Below are 23,722 nucleotides of genomic sequence, written 5' to 3' on the forward strand. Positions count from 1 at the left end.
ATCAAACTCTCCAAAAAAGTAAAGTTTCATACTTAGCAATCAGAAACAAATTCTGACTAATTTTTTTAAAGAAAAACAGGGTTCTGTTTCTCTTGACATACTGGTTGTTTTGTTCAGTTTTCAAAGATCAATTGTGTTTGCCGCAATGAAGCGACGAGATATAATTTATCATGGTTGCGAACAAAAGTCAACACGTTTTTTCATTTTCATTTATCTTGTATAAAAATGTCGGTTGTTTTGCTGACAACAAAAAATAATATACCATATATTTTTGTGTAGTGCAATAAAAAATTGAATAAAAAATGCATATGATCCAAATTCACCATAAATGCGATCATGTTGCAACGCGGATCGCTCATTTGGTGTTTTTTACATAAAAAAAGAAGACAGGCTACCGCACGCACATACGGCTTAGGTGTCTTCGTTCATTTTATTAATTAATTATTTTATATATACATTACCGTATCGCCTATTTATTCGTTTTCCGAACGCTTCGGCATATACTTCATACATTCTCCCTCACATGCCACACGGCGCAGCAATTGAAATAAAGAGCGGTATCGTTCTCTCATTGCACGTTTTACCATATGATCAATTCGATGGTCTTCCAAATCCATCGATAGTTCATCCAATTCACGTTTCACTAGATATTCGATTTCTTTTTGCTCCATTTCATTAATAAGCAACCCTAACATTGCATTCACCTCATACCTTCTATGCTAATCCCTTATTAAATACCCCAAAATACCACAATAAAACGCTAATTTCCTCTTCATTGGTTCTATACTATATAGATTCGAGAAATTTGTTATATTTTGTCGGTTGATAGGAAGATTGTCTAGACAAGTTTTCTTATCAACCGCAATTAATTACGTTCCATTTTGAATGCAACCATTCGGCTCATATTTTCAAAAATTGTTCATATGCTTAAACAAGTGCTTGTCTATACGGAGGGGGAGCGGATACGATGCAACACTTTTATGTTTGGAAATTTAACCGTACTCGACGATTGTTCGTTGTTGTTAGTTTAGCCTTTATCGCTGCTTTATATGTATGGGTTCAAAGTGATGGTGTGATGTCTGTTTTTTCAAAAAAGGGGCCGGCTGCTTTGGCGAGAGGAAATCCAGATGCAAAAGATATCGGTTTAACCTTTAATATTAGCTGGGGCGAAGAAAAGGTTCATGATATTTTAAAACAACTAAAAGATAGTGATGCAACAGCAACATTTTTTGTTAGTGGAGAATGGGCAGAACGTCATCCAGATATTTTAGAAGCAATTATTGCGGACAAACATGAGTTGGGGATGCTTGGCTATCGATATAAAAGTTATCTAGATCAAGAGCTGAGTCAGGTAAGGAAAGACTTAATCTATGCAAAAGAAGTTTTTCGTAAGCTGGGATATAAGGATATACAGCTATTGCGAACACCGAGCGGGCATTTTAGTGAGGAAATTATCGAATTGGCAGAAAGCTTAGATTTCCAGGTCATACACTGGAATGTGAATCCAAATGATTGGAAAAATCCAGGTACACAAGAAATTACCGATTTTGTTTTAAAAGAAACGGATAACGGTGACATTATTCTGCTTCACGCATCTGATGCAGCTAAACAAACGGCTGGTGCATTAAAAACGATATTACCTGGATTAAAAAATAAGGGCTATCAATTCGCTACGATATCTGAAATCATTCATCAAGCGGAAGCAAAAGAGAAAATTGTCGAATAAGAAAAGCTATTGTCGAAAAACGAAGGCTTGGTCACCATCACCGTTTCGCGTTTCACACACAAAAACCTGCAGTCCCGATTTGAACTGCAGGTTTTTTTATGTTTATCGTTTATTGCTTTTCTTTTTCTTACCAGCTGGGCGTGTTGGCTGTGGCGAAGCAGTCACCGGTGCCTTTGCAGTTGGATTTTGTGCTGGCAGACGATGCAATGCCATTAACTGATATATATTACATGCAAGCAATGCAGGTATCATCAGCAGTGCATATTCCGTACCTTCTGCCTGTAGCCCAGGCATCCATTCAATTGTCGTCATCACAACCATTAGAAATAGAGCAGGTGTAAATGCTGATGGATTGGTTGCTTTTGCTTTAATCGATGCAACAAACCAACCAATTCCGACAATCGCTGCCGACATGGCGATAAACCAAAAGACGGAAACCTCTCCATCATAGGCTTTATAAGGGAAATAAATGAGGTCAAACGCCACAAACGCAACCAATAGCATTTGTACAGTTGGCCAGAATGATCGAAATAAACTACGTCCAAAACGGTTAATATATAAATATGCAAAAAAACCAGTTTGACTAATTACACTTGATAATAAACCAAATCCCAAATAAAAGAATACCAAACCAACCAGTTCCATAAATCGGAATGGACTCATATTTTCTGCATACACTCCAGGATTTACAAAAAAACTGGTTACCAAACCAATTAAACCACCAATTGCAAGTGTTCTAACAAATAATTGCACAACGTTACGCGTTTTCAATCTAATATCCTCCTGCCACACATCGCATACATATGATGCAAAGAAGCTATCTTTTTTAATTTTTTCTTGTATCCATACGTATTTTAACACGAACCCTTTGTTTTTTCCTTCATGAAGTGCATATTTTTATATTTACCAACCATATTAAGAATAAGCAAAAGGAGGAGCCGAGCATGGCAAAGATGATAAAGCTTGCTACCGCAGTCTTGCTGTGCGTGACATTGGCAGCATGTAATGGGGAAGCGGCAGAAAAAGAATTGGATTATGATCAAACGAAAAAAATGGTCGTCGACATCTTGCAAACAGAAGATGGTAAAAAAGCACTTCGTGAGCTGCTTGCAGATGAAAAAATGAAGCAAAAACTCGTGATGGAATCTGATGTTGTGAAACAGTCCATACAGGAAGCATTATCTTCTGATAAAGGACAAGAAATGTGGAAAAAACTTTTTGAGGATCCGGAATTCGTAAAAGACTATGCAAAATCCTTGGAAGATGAACAAAAAAATCTCATGAAAAAATTAATGAATGATCCAAACTTCCAAAAACAAATGCTGGATTTATTACAAGATCCGGAAATGACCAGCCATTTACAACAATTAATGAAAAGCCAGGAATTCCGTACTCATTTAAATGAAATGATCCATGAATCATTGGATAGCCCGCTCTTTCAAGAAAAAATTCAAAAAACATTACTCAAGGCCGCTGAAAAACAAGGAAAAGAAAAGCAAAGTGATAAAGGTGGAGAACAAGAAGGTGGACAAAGCCAAGAAAATGAGGGCGGCGGTGAGTCTGGTGGAGGCGGAGATAAAGGCCAAGAATAGCCAATATAAAAAGCCGGACGCATCCATTTACGTCCGGCTTTTTCCATTATTCTTCTACTTTTGCAACAATTTTCGCTGCAATCTTATGATATTCTTTTCCCAACGGATGATCCTCTTGGTAAATAGAAGGTGCAAAAACATCCTCTTCCTCATATGGCTGTTGCAACGGCAGCTGGCCGAGCACCTTTGTATGAAGAACCTCAGCAAGCTTCTGACCACCACCACGGCCAAATACGTATTCTTTCTCACCCGTTTTTTCACTTTCAAAATAGGCCATATTTTCCACAACACCAAGAATTTCATGTTTTGTTTTTAAAGCCATTTGTCCAGCGCGTGCTGCTACAAATGCTGCGGTTGGATGTGGTGTTGTTACAATGACCTCTTTACAGGTTGGCAGTAATTCATGGACGTCCATGGCAATGTCACCCGTACCTGGAGGTAAATCCAGTAATAGATAATCTAAGTCGCCCCACTCTACTTCTTTAAAGAAGCTGGAAAGCATTTTCCCAAGCATTGGACCACGCCAAATAATTGGCGAATTATCTTCTACAAAGAATCCCATGGAAATAACCTTCACACCGAAACGTTCGACAGGGATGATTTTTTCACCGCGAACGGCAGGTCGATGCTCAACCCCCATCATATCCGGCACACTGAATCCGTAAATATCCGCGTCAATGACACCGACCTTTTTACCCAAACGCATCAATGCCATTGCTAAGTTAACCGTGACAGTAGACTTACCTACACCACCCTTACCACTTGCAACTGCAATAAAGTGTGGTTGCTTGCTTCCGCCCATCAATGCCTTTTCCTGTTCGGTTTCTGCTGCCGGCTGATACTTGCGAATCACTTCTTCCGGAAGCTGCTCAAAACGCAATCCTACTGTTGTAGCACCATTCTTTTTTAAGATTTGCACGAGCTGCTGCTGTAGCTGCATCTGTTCCCCAGTATTCGTTTTACTGATGGCAACCTTCACGCTAACATGCTTTTTTTCCTCGCGAATGGTAACTTCAACGATACCGCCTGTTTCCTCAAGCGTTCTATGTAAAAATGGATCTTTGACTGGCTGAAGCAATTTAATTACTTCTTCTTTTGTCAACATGCACAATCACCTTCCCTTTTCATACTTGCAATTGGAACGCACTGCTTTCCACGTTTGTCCAACGCTAGTATAACATAGATTCGATAAAATCTAAGTGATTTGAATCATGAAAGGTGCCTGGTTTGCGCTTCACTCAGGGTTATACTGCTCCTCCGCTTCCTCTGTTACAAAGCGTAAAATACCTTCATAAATACTGCCTGCCATTTTCCGCTGATAATCTTCTTGTTTTAACAGCTCACGTTCTTCCACATTGGATAAAAAACCAATTTCCACCAAAGCACCTGGAACTTCTGCTTTTTTCAGCAAATACATTTGATTGATTGCCAGAGCTTCCCGATTCGTATTTTCCATATTACGAATGATTTCCGCTTGAATCATTTTTGCCAAATGCCGGCTATCATCATTTTGCGGATAATAAAATGTTTGTGCACCGCTCCAGCGTTCCGATGGTATAGCATTTAAATGAATGCTCACGAAGAAATCGGCCTGCTTTTCATGAATGAATTGCAGCCGATTACGAATATCCTCCGATTTCCGCCTCGACAGCCCCTTTGTATCCTCAGCAGCTAAATCCTTATCAGATGAACGGGTTAAATAAACGAGCGCACCTGCCTGCTGCAAATAGTCCTGCAGCCGTTTGGAGACCTCCATGGCAATACCTTTTTCAGAGGTCTTGTCCTTTCCCATCGCTCCCCCATCTGGTCCTCCATGTCCCGGATCAATAACAATGGTTTGTCCAGCTAATGGTAAAGACCAGGCACCCCATGCTGGATCTGCTTTTGGTATTGGATACTGTAATAGTGATAGCAGTACGACTGCCCCAGTAACCCAAGCAATTATTTTAATTATTCTTTTCATATTCATATGGCTCGCTCCTTTTTAACTGCTTGCCCTATCGTATGAAACGAGCCATTTAATTATGTTAAAAAATGCCCCCAAACTATCAAAATAAAGTGAAACCTCCATCTGCGGGCGTTTTTGCACTTCCCCCACTGATTGTTAGTTGAAAGAATCCGGCCTTTATTAGGCTGTTGATCTGTGATAAATATAAAAAACCTCCATATGGTGCTGCTCTCAAAAGCTAGACAAAAGCTAGCATTTTAGAACTACTACCTATTTGGAGGTTTTGTGATACGTATTATTTATTTATCCGCTGATCCACAGTCGTTTTTATTGCCTCTATATCATTGGCGCGCTTTTGGCCATCGAGAAACAACTTTCTTTCCTTTTCCTTCAGTTTCTCCACAATACCAAGCTGACTAAGACGATTCATTCGCCACTTTCCATCTTTACGAAGTTTGCGTTTTTTCATGATCGAAAATCCTTTCATCATAATGAATGATCAAAGCTGTTCCTTATTTTTTCTTGCCGCGCTGTTTTAACCAGTAATATCCTAGTGCAACGGCACCGTAGACACCGCCAAGGTCATTTTTATCCGCAATGTCCTTGCCTTCTTCCGTCTTCTTCTTAACCGAATCTGTCACATCAACCAAAGAGGATGTAAATTTACGAGTGGCATTTCCAACATCACCAACAATATAAAACAATGGGCTTAACTGCTTTAGTTTATCATTAACATCCTGCAATGTATGGTTACTTTCTTCAATCAAGTTTCCTGTTTGTTTGAAAATATCGTCCAGCTGCTCTGGTAATTTTTCAACCGTTTTTTCAATTCCGCCCAAGACACCCGCTAAATTATTTAGCGCATATGCAATGAAAATGGCTCCTAGCAGGCAGGCGATTCCAATTAATAAAATACCAATTTGTGTTAACATGTATAATTCCTCTCCTTACTTTTTAATAGGTGCAATAGCTCTATTGGAATCTTGAATAGCCAATTCCTGCTTCGCATCCTTCTTTTTCCATCGTCTGAATAAAAAGCGGGCTGCTTCCATCCACACAACTTGATCCAAAAATGGCTTGGATTTACGAATCGCATCTGTTGGGGAAATTCCTCCCAGTTTATTCGCGACTGCACCATCAGCATTTTTTACTGCTTGTCCAACATCCTCAAGCGCATCAAACATACTATCCGTCGCACTTACCTTATCGCGAATATCATCGACTGTACTCCCCACTTCTTTTACAGTCTGCCTAATTTGCGGGGTCATGTACTCTAGCTTTCTTTCCACCTCGTGAAGTGTTTTTCCTGTCGTTTTAAAGGAGTCTGCTATCCGCTTCAGTAGAAGGGAAATATAGACAATAACAATTGCAAAAGCGATCGCACATAGTAATATGGTATAGTAGATTATTCCTTGCATCGTACAACCCCCTTCCTTATGAGCATTATACCACTTCTTACATGAAATAAAACGTGCAAGTGCTGGTCCAATGACCTGAATTTTTCGTACCTTGCACTATCAACTAAAGATATGTCCTGTTTATATTCTAAAAGGTTGTCGACCAGATAGCAAATCTAGTTTCCACGATTGGAGTCAACCTAGATGGGGTATAGGAAGACAAGGAATATGATTTGGAGGGACATCAATGTCGAATGTGAAAGATTTTGCCAAGCAATTTATGAATAAATTTAAAGAGGACAATGTCCCGTTACTTGCAGCCGCACAAGCATATTATTATTTACTATCGATTGTGCCGCTTCTGATTGTGTGCTTCGCCATCGTTCCTTATATGAATATCGATCCCGAAGACGCAGTCGCTTTTATGGGAAATATACTACCAAGTGAAATTGCCTCTATTTTTGAAGACACGATAGTGAGTATTGTGCAAACCCCGAAAGGCGGACTATTAACTGTTGGTATTATTGGGTCACTCTGGTCAGCGTCTAATGCCATTAACGCTTTTATTAAATCTGTAAATCAGGCATATGATGCAGAAGAAACAAGACCATTTATTGTCGTTCGTCTCATTGCATTAGGGCTAACGTTAGGTATGATTCTGGCGCTTGTCATTGCCATCTTACTACCGATTTTCGGTAATTTAATTGTGAATATGCTACATTCCATTCTTGGGATGGATCAGGCTATGACGGTATTATTACATGTCATGCGCTGGGGAATTAGTATCGTCGTCTTAACACTGCTTATCATGCTTTTGTATCGATTTGCACCAAGTAAGAAGCTGCCATTTCGTTCCATCATGCCTGGTGCTATTATTGCCAGTGTGCTTTGGCAACTCATTTCCTTTGGCTTTTCTTTTTACGTTGGTAATTTCGGTAATTACTCCGCCACATACGGAAGTCTTGGGGGATTAATTATTCTTATGATTTGGTTCTTCCTTACGGGAATGATTATGCTAATTGGTGCCATTTTCAATGCCATTTTGCATAAACGAAAACAGGAAAGAGCAGCTGCCGAAGAACCGATTTCATCTGTAAATTAAACAAAAGCCGGTGTACAGGTCCACGTTAGGATACCCTGTTGCACCGGCTTTTTATGCACCTATCTGGAAAGTAATCCAATCACAAAGCCTTTTTTCCAATTACCCAGCTTATTATCTACAGTCTGTTTCCAAGAGAAATGCTCCCACTTCAGTGGCGTGATAAATACAGCCCCATCACGGAACTGCTCACTTTCCTTCGTTGCCAAACGCTCCCCTAAAGAAACACCCTTCGTAATTTCGGTCATTTTTTCTTTTTGAATTCCTGTTTCAACACCTGTTAGCATCAGCTTTCCTTGTGCATTCATTTTCCAAATTTCATTCCCGAATAAAGCCGAGCGATCAATGGTCGTTGCCTTTAAAGATTCCCGAAGCACAATGGATAAATCAGCATGTAAGCCTGGTAAAAGCTGATCTAGTTCTTCTCCCTCTTCCTCTTCGTCAAAACTGATTTCCATTGGATACATGCTGCTCACAGATGATTCGCGTGAAGGCATCTCCGCCAGATGTGTCACAGTCCCGTTCAGCTCTTGTTTATTGGCATCTAATACAACCTTTACCGCAAGGCCTTCATCTGTTTCAATTTGTTCAAGTTCTAACCGTTTCTTTTCATCTAGTTCACTTTCGACGTGCAGTTCGGTACCTTGAATTGTTAGTACTGGATCTGCCAATGATTTCGACACTTCCGTAATTAAACCTTCATAAGCACTTTCCACCGTAATTGTATCACCACTACCATTCAATTCGGATAGTTGGGACTCCAAGCTGTTAAGCTCTGCCTGTTTTTGACCGAGTTCCTTCTGTTTTTCGGTAATAAACTGTTCCTTGATAAGCTCCGCTTCGGCCACATTTTGCGGTACCTCTAAGCGTTCCTCCTCCAGCTCGAGTACGATATCACCCGGTTGCTGTATCATATAAGCACTCATCGTTTGGATGGCAGACTCGATTGCCGAAATTTCTTCTTGTACCCGGCCCTTTTCACTATCTAATCTTGCTAAGGTTTCATAGTAATTGGTCGCTTTATAGGAGTATAAAGGATCCCCAGCCTGAACAACATCTCCAGCCTCCACCAAAAATTCATGAAAGCTTCCTACGTTCTTATCAAAGTAAATATTTTCTTCATTACTAAATGTAATGACACCTCTTGTATCCAAATATTCATATAAATCCTGTTCATACACCGCTGTCCAGTCTTTAACATGGGATAGACGTGATATTTTATCATCCTGATCTATGACGATGAGTAAAATATTCAAACCAATAAATAAGATAATTGCAGCAATGATGATACGTCCCCATCTCATCCGAACCACCCGCCAATCATATAGGTATCAAAAAAGCTCAGTGCCGCCGCAATCGCCCAATAAATAATATGTAAACCAAGCACAACGATTACCGTCTGGTTTTTCTTTAAATGTGACAGACTAGCTGTATAGGATGTCTGGAACCATATCACCCAGATTTGGAAAATGGATATCGCACCAAAAAAAGCAATTACCCAATGAAGCTGTGTGATGTAAGAAATGATAATACCAAAGGAAAAAGGTGATACAAACCAATCCAAACCGCCATAAACCGCAATTGGAATCCAAAGTACCCGCTCCACCAATAATACCAACAGCACAACCTGTTGCATGGCTACTAGTTTTTGATACGGTATGTCTGTAAAAAGCAAGAAGACTAGCGGAGGAATAAACAGTACCGCACAAGCAAAAATGATAGAAAACAAGATTCTACCGACGATAAACCAGAATTTCTCGAATTCAAATTGTGATGCCTGTAATACCGCTGCATCACTGGATACGATATTTGTCCCAATTCCTAGATATGCCATCCACCCATAAATGACCATACTGGCAAATACAAGTGCGACACACGTCCCCCATAGGTTGGTAATGCGCTCTGCCTTGCGAATACGAAACATATTATCATACATCGAAAACAATAGTTTAAAAACATTGATATGATAGGTCATTGACAACATCCTTCTGTGCGTAATATCTGTTAATGATTACCTCTCCATGTTACCCCATTTTCCGATTATTTCCCATCTTTTTCTGCATATTTTGTATAATAGGAAATTTTTCCTATTCCTTCATACGGCTCATTCATATTCTCATAGAAACATCCGTTAAGGCGGCAACAATGGATAAGGGGCTTTGTTTTAAATAAAAATGCAGACAAATCCATTGTACGGATGTAGCCTGCATTTCTACGTTATATTCATCTTTTGTATATTCAAAGCTGAACCAATTTTAGCATCAAAATCCTATCATTCTACGACTTGGAATTATGACGTTAGCTTTTGGCCACAGTTGGAGCAGAAATTGGCTCCACCGGTTTTTTCACCGCAATTTGGACAGAAGTTTGGTACCTTGCCATCACCTGATGATGCGCCTTGTGAAGGTGATGCTTGCCCTTGATTATTATTCTGTCCCTGATTACCTTGGTTTCCTTGGGATTGTTGCTGGTTCATATTTTTCATCATTTCGTTTGCAACGTTCATTCCCATCATCATACCAGCCATATCAGATGCTGCACCGCCGCCTTTTACCTTTCCGGAAGCAATGCCATCTGTCATCGATACCTGCTGATATCTGCCAACATCACCAATCATGCCATGGGATGCAGTTTTGGTTATCATATCCTGAATTTCTTTCGGATAATTAAAGCTCATGATTTGGAAGCTGGTGATGGTCATTCCGCTATCGATGATCTGCATATCCAGGTCTTCCTGGATCCCTTGCGCAATTTCAAATGCATTTGCCTGCAGATTAAACATATCCTTCCCTTCTTTGCTGATCCACTTCATTAAAAGCTGATCCAGAATAGAAGTAATCCGGATTTTGACATCTTCTACAAGATAACTATTTTTCACACCAGCAATCTTATCAATAAGAGATACATAGTCATTCACTTTAAAGGTAAACGTTCCATTTGCTCGAATCGGCATACCGCCCGGAAGCTGTTGTGTTGGAATGTTAATCGCATTTTTCGTACCCCATTTGACAACAAATTCCTTCGTATTAACGAATAAAACTTCAACACGCATGCCACTATTAAAACCAAATTTAAAACCTTTTAACGTGGATAAGAATGGAATGATTTGGGAATCAATGCTGTATTCCCCTTCATCCTCAAAAATTCCTTCAATTTTACCATGGTTTAAAAAGATTGCATCCTGTCCCGGACGAATGATAAGCTTACTTCCTTTTTTAATTTCACGATTGCTCCACTTCCAAAAAATCATATCATCGCGAAATTCTTCCCATTCCACAACGTTGGCAAATTGCCCTCTAAATAAAGACATATTCCATCCATCCTCTCCGTACATCATCTATTCTCTGTATCAAAACTTTCCTCTACTACCACTATAGGAGCTACCGCCGCGGGTCACCCCACCGCCGCCTCCACGGCTACCGCCACTACTATTATTTTTAGGCTTTCTCCGCTTGGTTACAGATGTTCGTACATATACATCACGGCGTTGAACGACCCTGGATTTATTTGCGTCACTATAGGTCCGCCCGCTTACTGTAACCTTTCCGCCTGAATTATAAAGCATTTTTCCGACAACAACAACCCCAAGTCCAACAGAGATCGCCAATTGGAACAATGTACTGAAGAATATGTTGTCAGGGTCTACCCCTTCACGATAACCCATATACTTGTAGCTTGATTTAATATATTGCGAAAAAGCATCAAAATAATCGCCACGTGATAGCGCAGGGGTAATCTTTTCCCGCACCAAATCTGCCCGATTATCATCAAGCAGTCGTTCGCCTTCTCCAAAACCTGTCACCATTACATCACGTTCTGACATATCCATCGTCAGCATAACAGCGTTGCCCTTTGGCTTGTCATAGCCAAATTCTTTTTCATCATACGTGTCTCCCATAAAATCTTCTATATCTTTACCATCTGCATCTTTAGAAGTAAGAATGATGAAATCCGTTTCACGCTTTTCACTATATTTTGCAGATAATGCCTCCAGCTCTGTAACTTCTTCCTTCGTTAATAAACCGGCATCATCAAATACACGTTGTTTGGCTTCTGGTGCAGCGTGGGTGGGGGTAGATAAAGCTGTTATTGAAAATAAAAGGATGGTTAAGCAGAAGACAATGCTTTTCCATAATGACGATTGCCTCACCATAGCCCACCTCCCATGATAAGCTGGATAATGCGCATCGCAATAAACGTGGAACCTGCGATACCGCCCACCCAGCCAGCAACCTTACCATAGCTAATCGGCGGCCTTCCGACAACTTTTCCAGTCAGCCCATTCATTGCAAAGGTGTGCTCCTGTTTGTCATAATCATAATAAACCATCCAAACCGGCAATAAGACATACTGGGCCTTCTTTTGTTTCGTATCAATCTGTTTATTCGTATAGCGAACAGATGAATATCCAGTTACCGTTGAGCTAATATAAGTATCCACATATTTCTTTACCCGTGATTTAACCCGAGGAAATAATTCCTTATCATCATAATTGTATTTTTCGGCAATATAGCCTGCTAAGTACGGGGTTTTAAATTCCTTTAATTTACCATAATCATACGGCTCCAGTTTATCCATTAGTTCATCATTCATCTTTTCTGAAGCATCCACAGGTACCTTCACATAATGTAGATCGATATCCCGATACACGTCGTAATATTTGGTCTCGGTATAGATATAGTCGCCTCTTGTATAGGTGCGGACTCGCGTTCCCACGGCCTGAACATCTGCGCGACTATTTAAATCATACAACCAAAATGGGACATATAATCCGGTAATGCCTTTAATGCGATTTGCGGTCATAAAGCCCCTTGGTGTTAATCTTCCTTTATTACACCACTTTACAAACGCTGCTTTTGCCTCATCCTTGCTGATCGTGAAAGGAATAACCTTGGCTGGTGCCAATGCTCCTGACAGCCGATCGCCAAGGACGACGCCTGCCCCACAAAAGCTGCATGTTGTTGCGGTCGTATCTGCTTCCGTTATGATGACCGCACCACAGTTTTTACAATGGTATTCTTTTGCCTCTTCCTCAGTAAAGGTTGATTGAATATAATCATCTGAAAACTCCTCAATGTTGTCCTGTCTGCCACAGCTTTCACAGGATAGCATTCCAGATTCACTATCAAAAGCCATATCGGAACCACAGTTTGGACATTTGTACTGAAGTAGCATATCGCTTCCCCCCTCCATCATCTCTAGTGGAATAAAAAGCTGTAGCCTAAGCTACAGCTTTTTTCATGCAACAACTTATTCGTCAGATAGGTTTAACTGCTTTTTTAACTCTGCCAGTTCATCATCTACGTCACTCGTTGTATCATATTTCGCTGTCAGGTCTTTTATGTCATCCTTTGGTCCGCTGTTCAGCTCAGCCATTGCATTTGCTTCATCCAATGACTTGTTCACTTTTTCTTCCATTCGTGTAAACGCATTAATGGAAGCATTCGAGCCTGCAACAGATTCTCCAACCTTATTCATGCGCTGACGTGTTTTTGCAACGGCAGCCTTTCCTTTAATTACCGCACGGCGTGACTCCAATTCACCAATATCTGCAACTAATTTATCATGCATTTGGCGCATTTGCTGTGCATTTGCAGTTGCCAGCTCGTAGGATTGCTGCAGCTCAGCCTCTTTTGCTGTTAGTGCTGATTTCTTCTCCAAAAACTTTCTTGCATCATCTTCATTACCAGCTTCTAAAGCCTTAACCGCATATTTTTGCATTTTGGCTACTTCAGCCACGGCATCATCCAATGCTCTTCTCGCACGTTGCTCCTCTGCCATGATGGAAGCAGTTTCGGCCTTTACCTTACCAAGGTCATTATTCAAGTTTCTTAAGTATTGATCCACCATTTTTCCTGGATCCTCTGCTTTATCCAGCAGTGCGTTAATATTGCTTGCCATAATATCTTTAAAACGTGTTAAAATACTCATCCTACATCTCTCCTTTAATATATTGATAGCAGTGCAAACTGCTTCGATATCACATTACTTTTTTGCTCGAGCGGTGCAGAACCAGTTTAACTGGCTGCAGTTAATTATACGATTCAAATATATAAAAGGTTTCACAAAATTTTACTTTTTCCACAGATTAACTGGCTGTAAGGCCCCCACTCTTCAAAAATTTTTGTTCATAACAAGAATTGTAAGGGGGGCAACAGCCAGTAAAGGCCTGATTGGTTCAACTAACAATCAGTGGGAAAGTGCGAAAACCCCCACTGATTGAGTTTCACTTTATTTTATTCTATCGAATTGCCAGCTTGCTTTCAATCTATTTTAGAAATAGTCTGACGTATATGTTTGCTGGGCTGGAATCCACGTTTCTAAATGCTGAACAGCTAGTGGATCTCCCTTCATCTTTTCTAAAGATAGTAATTCCAAAGGTCGTGTAAAACCAAGCATAATCGTCGTCAATTGCTGAATCGACACTTCTATCACCGATGCAGGCTTTTCTTGCGTGTCAAGGCGCTGGACATCTACGCCATTTTGTCCTGGTTTCAATTGGTATAATCCACTATTTTCATCTACAAAATCATCTATTACCGATAAAAAGATTGCTTCTGTTCCTGCTGTAAAAGGATATTGCTTTAGGAACGCTAAAACATCGACGATTCGTGCCATAAAATAAGGTCTTATTTCTTGCTGGAAACGCGGATTATCCACAAGCAGTGGGAGTGGATCATTTTCGGGAACAACCATGCTCACCTCTTTCGCCATCGAGTCATGATTAGCAATAAACTGCAGTAATTGCTTTTGACCATCCAAAGAGCAAAATGCCAGCTCGGACACCGTCACTTTATTATCCTTCACCTGATATAAAACATAACCATTCGCTGTTCCATCTGCCGTATAAGCAACGGCAATATAATATTCTTTTCGTAGCACGCGCTGTTTCCACCACTGAACATCACGTGCCATCGCACCAGCAAACCGTTTCGCATAGGAGGTGTACACGTCATCCAACACGGGATCATAATCTTTGATTCGCCTTACATAGCCCGTGGTGTCCCAATTCTTCCGCAGCACCTCGATAGGAATCGTGTAATGCTTTAAATTAAAGGCATGTTCCCAGCCATACTGTCGATAAAACGCATAAGAAAACGGCGCCAAAAATGAAACGACTTGACCGTGGTCCCGCATATAATGAATGGCATGCTTCATGAGATGCTTTGCCATTCCTTGTCGGCGATATTCCGGCCATGTTGCGACAGAAGCAACCCCACCCATGCTAAATTTCCGGCCTTGTATGTACACTGATAACGGCAGCAAATGCAGTTTGGCAGCGATCTTTTCTCCATCCATCCAACCCCATATGGTATGACGTTTTGCATCCTCTATTTTCGCTGCAACCTCTGATTCGGCGAGCTCATATTGAAAAGCGAATTCAGATAGCTGAAATATTGCTTGATAGTCTGTTTCAATGTTTAAACGTTTAATTGCCTCCATATATATCCTCCCAACAATGACTTATTTCTTTTCATCCTATATACTATTCGAAAAATTCGCCAGTCAAAAGAAAAAAACATCCGGCTCCTATAAGCCGAATGTTTCTTCTTTCCAATATTAATCTTCCCAAATTTCTTTTGCAACCTCTACAATATATGCGAGTTTTTTCCACTGTTCTTCTTCTGTTAGCTTGTTGCCATGATGCGTCGAAGCAAAACCGCATTGTGGACTGATACACAACTGATCCAAAGGTACATATTTCGCGGCTTCCGCTACACGCGCTTTGATCGCATCTTTATCCTCCAGCTCCCCAGTTTTTGATGTGAATACACCTAATACAACACGTGGTCCGCCTTTTGGAATATGAGCTAGCGGCTGAAAGTCTCCAGAACGTTCGTCATCATACTCCAGGAAGAATCCATTTACTTTTTCCTTCGCTAAAAGCGTAGGCGCAATCCATTCATAGCTGCCTTCAAACGCCCAAGTAGACTGATAGTTTCCGCGACATAAATGCGTAGTAACAACTAAATCTTCTGGTTTCCCTTCCAATACGCCGTTTATCACTTCTAACGCAAGATCAATCGCTGCCTGACGATCTTCATCACTATCGAATTTAATGGTAGTAGAAGACAATCCCGCAATATACACATCGTCCAACTGTAAATAACGTACCCCCGCATCATAAAATGCTTGAAGTGCATCCCGATAGGCTTGGATAATATCCGCTGCAAATTCCTCTACTGTTGGATATATTTCCACATTACGAATTTCCGGATGAAATAATTGATTTGGACTTGGAATGGTTTGTTTTGCTACGGCACGCCCGCCAACAATTTCGTGAAATTCCTTATAATCCTGAATAAATGGATGGTCCTTGGAGAATGAAATCTTTCCCGAGTTACGGACATTATATCGCTCTGTTTCTACACCACCATGGAAGGAATAACCTGCCTCAGGTACATAGCCTTCAAAACCATTTAAATGCTCCAGGAAATCCAAATGCCACCATGATCTTCTAAATTCACCATCTGTAACAAGCTCCAGCCCAGCCTCAATTTGTTTATCCACAATACGTTTAATTTCTTCTGTTTCTATTGTACGTAATTCCGTTGCAGAAATGCTTCCCGTTTTTAAATTTTTTCTCGCTTCATGCAGACGCTCCGGTCGTAATAAGCTTCCTACGTGATCTGCGCGAAATGGCGCTTTAGTTGCTGTAATTGTGTTTGTCATGTTCGTTTCCTTCTTTCTATTTTTTTATATTTTTTATGGCAATATTGCAAATGACCGTACTGGAAAACCGGATGCTTTCTCGGGCTTCGGTACGATGTTAAAAATAACTGCACCTTTTGCCGGAAGCTGATCCAGATTCTTCAGTAACTCCACCTGATATGTATCCTGCTCCAGCACATAATACTCACCAAGCAACGCCTCGTTTTTCAAAAAATCAATTGCTGAATCGGTATCATACGTTTCATGGCCAACTGCACGAACCCCACGTTCCTCAAATAGAAACTTCAATGCATCCAATCCCCAGCCAGGAATACGATTATTTCCATCGGCATCTTTATTATTGAACGCATCTTTATCCGGCCAGCGCTTACTCCAATCTGTCCGTAACGCTACAAAGGTTCCTGCTTCAATCTCTCCATGCTCCGCTTCAAATTTCTTAATTTCATCCACTGTTAAGGTGAAATCCGCATCTTCTGCTGCTTCTTTTGAACGGTCAATAACGACAAGTGGTAACACAAGCTCCTTCAAACCCAGTTCCTCCAAATATCTTGTATCCCGTACAAAATGAATTGGTGCATCAATGTGGGTCCCATATTGCCCCGGGAATGAAAAACGTTGTGCAAAAAAACCATCATCATGGTCAAACAGCGTATCAATCGATGCAGGCTCAAACGCTGCAAAATGTGGTGATTCAGGTCCAAACGTATGGGTAAGATCCACCCACTCCTTTTGCTTCAATATTTCAATCGCCTCAAATAATTCATTGGTAACCTTTTGTTTTTGTACCGACATTCCGTACCCCTCCCCATTATAATTCGTACTTCACGGACAAAATAAAAAGCCCCTCCTTACTATAAAAATAATAAGAAGAGGCTTTGGCACCATCGCTAAAATTCTCTTCTTATCTTCAAGCATTACGCTACTGGAATTGGCACAGTACTTATAAAAAAGTCTGCTGCCGAGGTATCTAAGGGCCAGTCCCTCCACCTCTCTGGATAAGAAAAATTTGAATTATTTAATTGATTAGATAATAGATTACAATCATTTGTTAGGAAAGTCAAGAACTTTTAAAATTATTTTTAAAACATTGATTCATTTACCGATAATGTTCTTTTTTATCGAAGTGATTTAGCACCTCATTTTTCTTCCTAAACAACCTTTATTTGTAAAAAATTCACTTTCATGTGACGAACTTATGTCTGCCTAATTGAGAATGAAAGACACACTTTTCCAAGGATAAATTTTGTGATGTCCACGAAAAACATTGTCAAAACAGCATTTATATTATTTGTTTTCGCCATCAATTGTCGAAACATTTTCTAAATAGGTTGTTGACAATTGAGAATGATAACGGTTATCATTACGTTGATAGTGAAAATCATTCTCAATTATTCCTATCTACATTTACAATACATATTATTGGGGGAAATCAAATGAAGAAGTATTGGTTTAGAATATTTATGGTGCTGGCCATGGTATTCATGGCAGCATGTTCTTCAGATACAGATGATGCATCTGGAAAGGGTGCAAGTGCAGATAAAGATACTTCAGCTGCAGTGGAATCAGCGGATGAAGCGAATGATGATAGCACAGAACCAACAGATGGGGTAGATGAAAAAAAGCTGGAGGAATTGCTTGCCCAGTTTCCGGAGCAAAAGCCAGAGCGTATCATTACAACCTCTGTCCCTATTGCTGAAATGCTGGATATCCTAGGTGTTGATCCTGTCGGGGTACCAACCTCCACAAATCCACTACCAAAAAACTTTGAAGCAATCGACCAAATTGGCTCACCCATGCAGCCTGACCTGGAAGTCGTTACAAGCTTAGATCCAGATCTCATTCTGGGTGCAGAATCACTCAAAAGCACATTAGATGAAAACTTGGATGGCATCGACCTAGACCCTACCTATTTACCAACGGATTCATTTAATGATCTGAAACTCAGCTTTCAAGCACTTGGAACTTATTTTGAAAAAGAAGAGGAAATGAATGCGAAGCTCAAAAGCATTGCTGAGAAAGAACAAGAACTAGCCGAACGAGGTAAAGACAAAGAATTGCCAAGTGTTATGCTCGTCATTGGTACAGCTGATTCCTTTATGGTCATGAGTGAGAAATCGTATCTTGGCAGTTTAATTGACACACTTGGCGCAGAAAATATTGCAGCTTCAGCCTTGAATGCAACAGAAACGTATTCTCCAATTAACATGGAAGATGTTGTTGTTGCTGACCCTGATATTATTCTCGTACTTGCTTCTGGTGACCACGGCGCATCCGAAGACATGTTTAAAAAAGAGGTAGAGAATAACGATACTTGGACAAAGCTTTCTGCCTATAAGAATGACCAAATTCACATTCTAGATTATGAAGTATTCGGTGTTACATCGATTCAGCATGTAGAAAAAGCATTAACTGGCATTGCAGATTACTTTTTTGAATAAGAGAGAGGTTTACCAGAAATGATTAAATCACGCGGCGGGGTCATAGCCGTCTTAACCTTTGTACTGGCACTTACAGCAGGGCTGATTGCAATAGGACTCGGAAGTGTATCGATCCCTATCCCTGAGATTTTACATACGCTGTTTAACCCAGACGCTGACACAATTAACCATACAATTATCTTAAATATCAGACTTCCACGTGTCCTGCTTGCCTTAATTATCGGCGCCAATATCGCTATTTCCGGGGCAATTTTACAAGCAGTCATGGGGAATCCACTGGCAGATCCTGGCCTCACCGGCGTTACGAGTGGGGCAGCAGTATTTGTCCTGATTATCATGCTCGTCATGCCAGAGTACACACAATTTGTACCACTTGCAGCCTTTGTTGGTGGCATACTAGCGGCAGCGATTGTATACATGTTAGCCTGGCGACGTAATGGCATTTCACCAATCACCATTATTTTAGCGGGGGTTGCTGTAAATGCCATGTGCGGAGGTGGTGTTGGATACTTATCCATCATGTTTAGTGATCGTTTACCCTCCGCCCTGCAATGGTTAAATGGTAGTTTAGCAGCAAAAGGAAACCAAGCGCTGCTCATGGTACTTCCTTATTCCATTATTGGCTGGATTGCTTCCATCTTTGCTATTCGCAAAACGAATGTGATCCGCATGGGGGACCAAGTAGCGATGAACCTGGGTGAGAATGTCAATAGAATCAGAATCCTGCTGTCTATTTTAGCTGTATTTCTGGCAGCTGTATCTGTAGCAGCTGTTGGTATGATTGGATTCGTCGGTCTCATCGTACCGCATATGGCTCGGTTTTTAGTTGGCTCCAATTACAAATATTTAATGCCGATGAGTATGGCATTAGGTGCTTTGGTGTTATTAATAGCCGACACAGGAGGCCGAACCCTATTTTCACCAATGGAAATCCCCGCCGGTATATTAATGGCAGTCATCGGTGGCCCTTACTTTTTATATTTAATGAGAAGGAGTGCATTCTAATGTTTGCAGTCGACTCTATTTCCATTCGTTATGATCAAAAGACAATTATCCATGATTTTTCATTCCAAGTGAAAGAAGGCGAAGTGGTTTCCATCATTGGACCAAATGGCTCCGGAAAATCGACGCTATTAAAGGCCGTATCCAGACAGCTATCCTATTTTAAAGGAAAAGTCGAATTAGATGGTATCAACTTAAAATCAATTACCGCAAAACAAGCGGCTCGAAAAATGTGCATGCTCAGTCAAAAAAACCTAGCACCGGCCGATATGACTGTTTATGAGCTCGTTTCATTTGGTAGATACCCACATAAAAAGTGGTTTGAGAAATTAAATCATGATGATCATGACATTATTCAATGGGCCATTGACAAGACGCATTTATCAGCATATCAAGAGCGCAGGGTTACCTCCCTATCCGGTGGGGAATCCCAACGAGCATGGATTGCAATGGCATTAGCACAACGACCTAAAATATTGCTTTTAGATGAACCGACCACCTACCTTGATATATCACATCAGCATGAAGTGCTTGAATTGGTACGTGAATTAAACAAAGAGATGGGCATGACAGTCATGATGGTGCTGCATGATTTAAACCAAGCAGCACGATATAGCGACCAAATCATTGTTGTAAAGGATGGAAAAAAAGCAATGGAAGGTACACCCGATCAAGTCATGACCACTAAGATGGTTCGACAGGTGTATCGAATGGATTGCGAAATCAATTGCGGCTTACGCGACCGTATTCCGCGCATTCACTTATTACAAACTGCAAGATCCTAAATACTGAAGGAGGAATGTACGATGGCAAAACAAATTGATCTAGAAAAATACAAAGAAAAGTATATTCAATTTGCAGCAAGTCGAAATAACTTAATTTTAAATATGCTGGATGAAGAAGGTAACCCCTTCACCAGCTGCGCACCATTTGTAAGAAAGGATGGTAAGCTATATATCTATATTAGTCAGGTTGCAGACCATTACCGATATATCGAAAACAGTGATAAAATCGATGCTTTTCTAGTAGCAGATGAAGCAACAACCAAAAATCCGTTTGCAACAGAGCGTGTTCGCTGGAGATGTACACCTAAAAACATTGGCAATGATGGCCATGATGATATTTTTCAGCTATTCAATGACAATTTCAAAGCAAGTCTGATGGATGTTTTGCGAGGCTTGGATTTTTCCTTATTTGAGCTAACTCCAGAGCTGGGACGATATGTTGTCGGTTTTGGATTAGCCTTTGATGTAGACATCCATGCAGACGTATTCAAGCATGTCGTTGTAGATAAAAACAATAAAGTAAAATCATCATAAATAGGAGTGTGGAAATAATTGTATGAAACAGCAGTAGCACCTATTTGGAATGCACTTCGTGAGCGATTTACGAAGATGGCAACTGGTTTAAATGAGCAATCGTTAACGTGGAAGCTAGGCGCAATGAGTATTGGAGATTTGCTCAAGCATACAGCAGAGGTGGAGTATATGTTTGCGGAATGGTTTTTCGACAAACAGAAGCCTGCCAATCTGCCAACCACTGAAACATTACCTGAAATATTGGAACTGTTAGCCGCTTCCAATCAACATTTGATAGACGCGATGAAAGCAATGCCCGAAGATCAGTGGAATACCCCAATTGAATCGCCTATGGGCACCTCCACCCCATCTGGGGCAATTGGCAGGCTTATGTATCATGCTGGTATCCACGCAGGTCAAATTGCTTTAATCAAAAAAGAATTTACCGAAGAAGCTAGTAAAGAATAAGCCAAACGTTTTGACATCTAGCATACAATAAATCCTGTGTCGTATATAAAACACAGGATTTTTTCTGTATCAATTTCGATTGATTGTCAAGGATGGCTGGGCATGATTCCAATGCACCTGCACTGGCACTTCATATGCTGCTTGGAGCAGTTCATTTGTTAATACATCATGCTTCTCACCGGCGGCCAGCACCTTTCCTTGCTTTAGCAACAATACATGTGTCATCTGATCCAGCAACTCTTCCATATGATGTGTTACATAAATCACATGACAGCCTGCCTCCATAATTTTCTCTGTTAATGCAAGCACCTCCTCACGAGCACGAATATCCAATCCTGTACAAGGCTCATCTAAAATTAATACCTCCGGAGCACTCATCCATGCCCTGGCTATCAATACCCTGCGCTGTTCCCCTTGCGACAAGGTAGCATAACGCTGACCACGAAGATAGGATAATCGCAGCTGTTCCAACACCTGGTCTGCCCGCTCCCAATCGGCAGCCGATACATCCTTATACAGACCAAAGGAAGCGTACTTACCACTTACTACAACCCGCTCTACTGTCTCCTTATTTAAGGTTTGCGAAAATCTGTCTACAGAGCTGCTAACAAGACCAATTCGAGTACGCAATTGTGGCAAATTCACCCGGCCAAACGTGTTACCAAGCACCTCTACCTGACCTGTTGTAGGATAATGATAACCCATCACCGTATTTAATAATGCCGTTTTTCCTGAACCATTCAACCCAAGAATGACCCATTGTTCTCCTGCGTTGAATTGCCAGTCAATCTGATCCAGTATCCATTTTCCTTCCTTTTTCAAACCCACCTGTTGCATCGAAATAATTTGCTTCAAAACGCTGCCTCCCCACCAAATAAAGTATATTTGACTATCTTCTAACATAAAATGAAAACAATCAAGTGAAACTTCAATCAGTGGAGGTTTTACAGCCAGTTAATCCGTGAAAAAAGCAAAATCCGTTGAATCGGAATTCAACGGATTTCATGCTATACATGTTAATGATGATGGTGATGTCCATCACCGGGCCCCGGTTTCAGCTGGCAAAGAATAGAGTCATCATGCTGATGAGCAGGGCTTTCCAATTGAATCGTCACATGATGAATATGCTGATGTGCCAATGCATGCTCTATCTCCTGAAGCAGCCCTTCACTTTCTAAAATGGTCATCGATCCGTCGACAACTGCATGACAGGAAAATGCATTTAGCCCGCTTGTAATGGACCAAACATGTAGATCATGCACACCAATGATTTCTTTCTTTTTTGTCATGATATCTATCACTGCTTGCATATCTACATTTGCTGGTGTCCCTTCCATCAGTACATGCAAGCCAGACTTCGCCACAAAATATCCGCTTCGTAACACGAGCACGGCAACAATGACACTTGCCATTGGGTCTGCCCATCCCCAGCCAAAGAACATCATTAATAACGCCGCTACGATGGCTCCGATAGATCCAGGCATATCACTCATGACATGCAAATAAGCGCCTTTCATATTTAAGTTTTCTTCTACATCTCCACCACGCATCATGATCCAAGCGACTACTATATTTACAATCAAACCGATGGTGCTCACAATAAGCATCCCCGTTGTAGCAACTTCAGGAGGGTGCATCAATCTTTTCATAGCTTCATAAAAAATGTATAAGGCAATGACAACCAGGGTAACACCGTTTAAGACAGCAGCTAAAATCTCAAATCGTTTATAACCAAATGTTTTCGTTTCGCTAGCAGCTTTCTCTGCCAGTTTGAATGCAATCAATGCAATCCCTAGGGAAATCGAGTCACTTAGCATATGACCCGCATCTGCTAATAAAGCCAAACTATTGGTTAAAAAACCACCAATTGCCTCCACAATCATATAAGCGGTGATGATGATAAATGAAATCAACAATACTTTTTTGTTCGCACCATGCGTGTGATTATGTCCATGCTCCTGTCCCATTGCCAAACCTCCCTAAATGTCTATGCTCGCAGTTTGATAAATTTAATATATGACTATATGTTCATATATTAAACAGAATGAACCTCTTTGTCAATGACCAGGATTGACCCATTA

At 40.7% G+C, this 23,722-nt stretch carries 26 protein-coding genes and 1 riboswitch; of the genes, 8 read left to right on the forward strand and 18 right to left on the reverse strand.

The window, feature by feature from the left end:
• Positions 1-473: 473 nt before the first annotated feature.
• Positions 474-695: a hypothetical protein gene (locus DX933_RS02390; RefSeq protein ID WP_123314888.1), complete on the reverse strand. Its 222-nt coding sequence runs from the start codon at positions 693-695 to the stop codon at positions 474-476.
• A gap of 272 nt (positions 696-967) precedes the next feature.
• Here DX933_RS02390 and pdaB point away from each other — a divergent pair, with 272 nt between their 5' ends.
• Positions 968-1,726, forward strand: coding sequence for a polysaccharide deacetylase family sporulation protein PdaB (pdaB, locus tag DX933_RS02395; protein ID WP_123314889.1), 759 nt, complete (start codon positions 968-970; stop codon positions 1,724-1,726).
• Positions 1,727-1,828: 102 nt separating this feature from the next.
• Here the strand turns inward: pdaB and DX933_RS02400 are convergent, their stop codons facing one another.
• The gene (locus DX933_RS02400) at positions 1,829-2,497 is read right to left on the reverse strand and encodes a KinB-signaling pathway activation protein (protein WP_123314890.1); all 669 of its coding nucleotides are present in this window, start codon (positions 2,495-2,497) and stop codon (positions 1,829-1,831) included.
• Between the two features lie 173 nt (positions 2,498-2,670).
• Here DX933_RS02400 and gerD point away from each other — a divergent pair, with 173 nt between their 5' ends.
• The gene (gene gerD, locus DX933_RS02405) at positions 2,671-3,318 is read left to right on the forward strand and encodes a spore germination lipoprotein GerD (RefSeq protein ID WP_223805849.1); all 648 of its coding nucleotides are present in this window, start codon (positions 2,671-2,673) and stop codon (positions 3,316-3,318) included.
• 46 nt (positions 3,319-3,364) lie between these two features.
• Here gerD and DX933_RS02410 read toward each other — a convergent pair whose 3' ends face one another.
• The 5 genes from DX933_RS02410 to DX933_RS02425 form a co-directional block, all read right to left on the reverse strand.
• The gene (locus DX933_RS02410) at positions 3,365-4,423 is read right to left on the reverse strand and encodes an Mrp/NBP35 family ATP-binding protein (protein ID WP_123314891.1); all 1,059 of its coding nucleotides are present in this window, start codon (positions 4,421-4,423) and stop codon (positions 3,365-3,367) included.
• Positions 4,424-4,552: 129 nt separating this feature from the next.
• Entirely contained in the window at positions 4,553-5,281 is a 729-nt protein-coding gene (gene cwlD, locus DX933_RS02415; RefSeq protein ID WP_123314944.1) for an N-acetylmuramoyl-L-alanine amidase CwlD, read from the reverse strand.
• 280 nt (positions 5,282-5,561) lie between these two features.
• A complete protein-coding gene (locus DX933_RS18335; RefSeq protein ID WP_190279381.1) occupies positions 5,562-5,735 on the reverse strand; it encodes a hypothetical protein in 174 nt (57 codons plus the stop codon).
• 43 nt (positions 5,736-5,778) lie between these two features.
• Positions 5,779-6,198 carry a DUF948 domain-containing protein gene (locus DX933_RS02420; protein WP_123314892.1) on the reverse strand — a complete coding sequence of 140 codons (420 nt, stop codon included), beginning with the start codon at positions 6,196-6,198 and terminating at the stop codon, positions 5,779-5,781.
• 15 nt (positions 6,199-6,213) lie between these two features.
• Positions 6,214-6,684 carry a DUF948 domain-containing protein gene (locus tag DX933_RS02425; RefSeq protein WP_123314893.1) on the reverse strand — a complete coding sequence of 157 codons (471 nt, stop codon included), beginning with the start codon at positions 6,682-6,684 and terminating at the stop codon, positions 6,214-6,216.
• Positions 6,685-6,910: 226 nt separating this feature from the next.
• On the opposite strand from DX933_RS02425, the gene DX933_RS02430 reads away from it, so the two are divergent.
• A complete protein-coding gene (locus tag DX933_RS02430; protein ID WP_123314894.1) occupies positions 6,911-7,765 on the forward strand; it encodes a YihY/virulence factor BrkB family protein in 855 nt (284 codons plus the stop codon).
• A gap of 59 nt (positions 7,766-7,824) precedes the next feature.
• Here DX933_RS02430 and DX933_RS02435 read toward each other — a convergent pair whose 3' ends face one another.
• The 9 genes from DX933_RS02435 to DX933_RS02480 form a co-directional block, all read right to left on the reverse strand.
• Positions 7,825-9,066, reverse strand: coding sequence for an efflux RND transporter periplasmic adaptor subunit (locus DX933_RS02435; RefSeq protein WP_123314895.1), 1,242 nt, complete (start codon positions 9,064-9,066; stop codon positions 7,825-7,827).
• Positions 9,063-9,737 carry a hypothetical protein gene (locus DX933_RS02440; RefSeq protein ID WP_123314896.1) on the reverse strand — a complete coding sequence of 225 codons (675 nt, stop codon included), beginning with the start codon at positions 9,735-9,737 and terminating at the stop codon, positions 9,063-9,065. Before DX933_RS02440 ends, DX933_RS02435 begins: the two co-directional genes overlap by 4 nt.
• 315 nt (positions 9,738-10,052) lie before the next feature.
• Entirely contained in the window at positions 10,053-11,072 is a 1,020-nt protein-coding gene (locus DX933_RS02445) for an SPFH domain-containing protein (protein WP_123314897.1), read from the reverse strand.
• 39 nt (positions 11,073-11,111) lie between these two features.
• Positions 11,112-11,915, reverse strand: coding sequence for a TPM domain-containing protein (locus DX933_RS02450; RefSeq protein ID WP_123314898.1), 804 nt, complete (start codon positions 11,913-11,915; stop codon positions 11,112-11,114).
• A complete protein-coding gene (locus tag DX933_RS02455) occupies positions 11,909-12,937 on the reverse strand; it encodes a TFIIB-type zinc ribbon-containing protein (protein WP_123314899.1) in 1,029 nt (342 codons plus the stop codon). The genes DX933_RS02450 and DX933_RS02455 overlap by 7 nt, the downstream gene beginning before the upstream one ends.
• A 75-nt stretch (positions 12,938-13,012) precedes the next feature.
• Positions 13,013-13,693 (reverse strand): PspA/IM30 family protein, encoded by a 681-nt coding sequence (locus tag DX933_RS02460; protein ID WP_123314900.1) that lies wholly within the window; start codon positions 13,691-13,693, stop codon positions 13,013-13,015.
• Between the two features lie 342 nt (positions 13,694-14,035).
• Positions 14,036-15,205: a GNAT family N-acetyltransferase gene (locus tag DX933_RS02470; RefSeq protein ID WP_123314902.1), complete on the reverse strand. Its 1,170-nt coding sequence runs from the start codon at positions 15,203-15,205 to the stop codon at positions 14,036-14,038.
• A 117-nt stretch (positions 15,206-15,322) separates the two neighbouring features.
• Positions 15,323-16,435, reverse strand: a complete 1,113-nt coding sequence (locus tag DX933_RS02475; protein WP_123314903.1) for a 5-methyltetrahydropteroyltriglutamate--homocysteine S-methyltransferase — start codon at positions 16,433-16,435, stop codon at positions 15,323-15,325.
• A 33-nt stretch (positions 16,436-16,468) separates the two neighbouring features.
• Complete coding sequence (locus tag DX933_RS02480; RefSeq protein WP_123314904.1) at positions 16,469-17,227, reverse strand: cyclase family protein; 759 nt, start codon at positions 17,225-17,227, stop codon at positions 16,469-16,471.
• A 106-nt stretch (positions 17,228-17,333) separates the two neighbouring features.
• Positions 17,334-17,437, reverse strand: a riboswitch (SAM riboswitch).
• Between the two features lie 431 nt (positions 17,438-17,868).
• On the opposite strand from DX933_RS02480, the gene DX933_RS02485 reads away from it, so the two are divergent.
• Genes DX933_RS02485 through DX933_RS02505 form a run of 5 tightly spaced genes read left to right on the forward strand, consistent with a single transcriptional unit; the run spans position 17,869 to position 21,641 of the window.
• Positions 17,869-18,873 (forward strand): ABC transporter substrate-binding protein, encoded by a 1,005-nt coding sequence (locus DX933_RS02485; RefSeq protein WP_123314905.1) that lies wholly within the window; start codon positions 17,869-17,871, stop codon positions 18,871-18,873.
• A gap of 18 nt (positions 18,874-18,891) precedes the next feature.
• Positions 18,892-19,878, forward strand: a complete 987-nt coding sequence (locus tag DX933_RS02490; protein WP_123314906.1) for a FecCD family ABC transporter permease — start codon at positions 18,892-18,894, stop codon at positions 19,876-19,878.
• Entirely contained in the window at positions 19,878-20,660 is a 783-nt protein-coding gene (locus DX933_RS02495; protein WP_123314907.1) for an ABC transporter ATP-binding protein, read from the forward strand. Before DX933_RS02490 ends, DX933_RS02495 begins: the two co-directional genes overlap by 1 nt.
• Before the next feature lie 21 nt (positions 20,661-20,681).
• Entirely contained in the window at positions 20,682-21,194 is a 513-nt protein-coding gene (locus DX933_RS02500) for a PNPOx family protein (RefSeq protein ID WP_123314908.1), read from the forward strand.
• Positions 21,195-21,212: 18 nt separating this feature from the next.
• A complete protein-coding gene (locus tag DX933_RS02505) occupies positions 21,213-21,641 on the forward strand; it encodes a DinB family protein (protein WP_123314909.1) in 429 nt (142 codons plus the stop codon).
• A 69-nt stretch (positions 21,642-21,710) separates the two neighbouring features.
• Here DX933_RS02505 and DX933_RS02510 read toward each other — a convergent pair whose 3' ends face one another.
• Positions 21,711-22,496: an ABC transporter ATP-binding protein gene (locus tag DX933_RS02510; RefSeq protein ID WP_123314910.1), complete on the reverse strand. Its 786-nt coding sequence runs from the start codon at positions 22,494-22,496 to the stop codon at positions 21,711-21,713.
• Positions 22,497-22,657: 161 nt separating this feature from the next.
• A complete protein-coding gene (locus tag DX933_RS02515; protein ID WP_123314911.1) occupies positions 22,658-23,608 on the reverse strand; it encodes a cation diffusion facilitator family transporter in 951 nt (316 codons plus the stop codon).
• Positions 23,609-23,722 lie beyond the last annotated feature (114 nt).

This window comes from Ornithinibacillus gellani, from assembly GCF_003730295.1.
In the GTDB taxonomy this organism is placed as follows: Bacteria; Bacillota; Bacilli; order Bacillales; family Amphibacillaceae; genus Ornithinibacillus_A; species Ornithinibacillus_A gellani.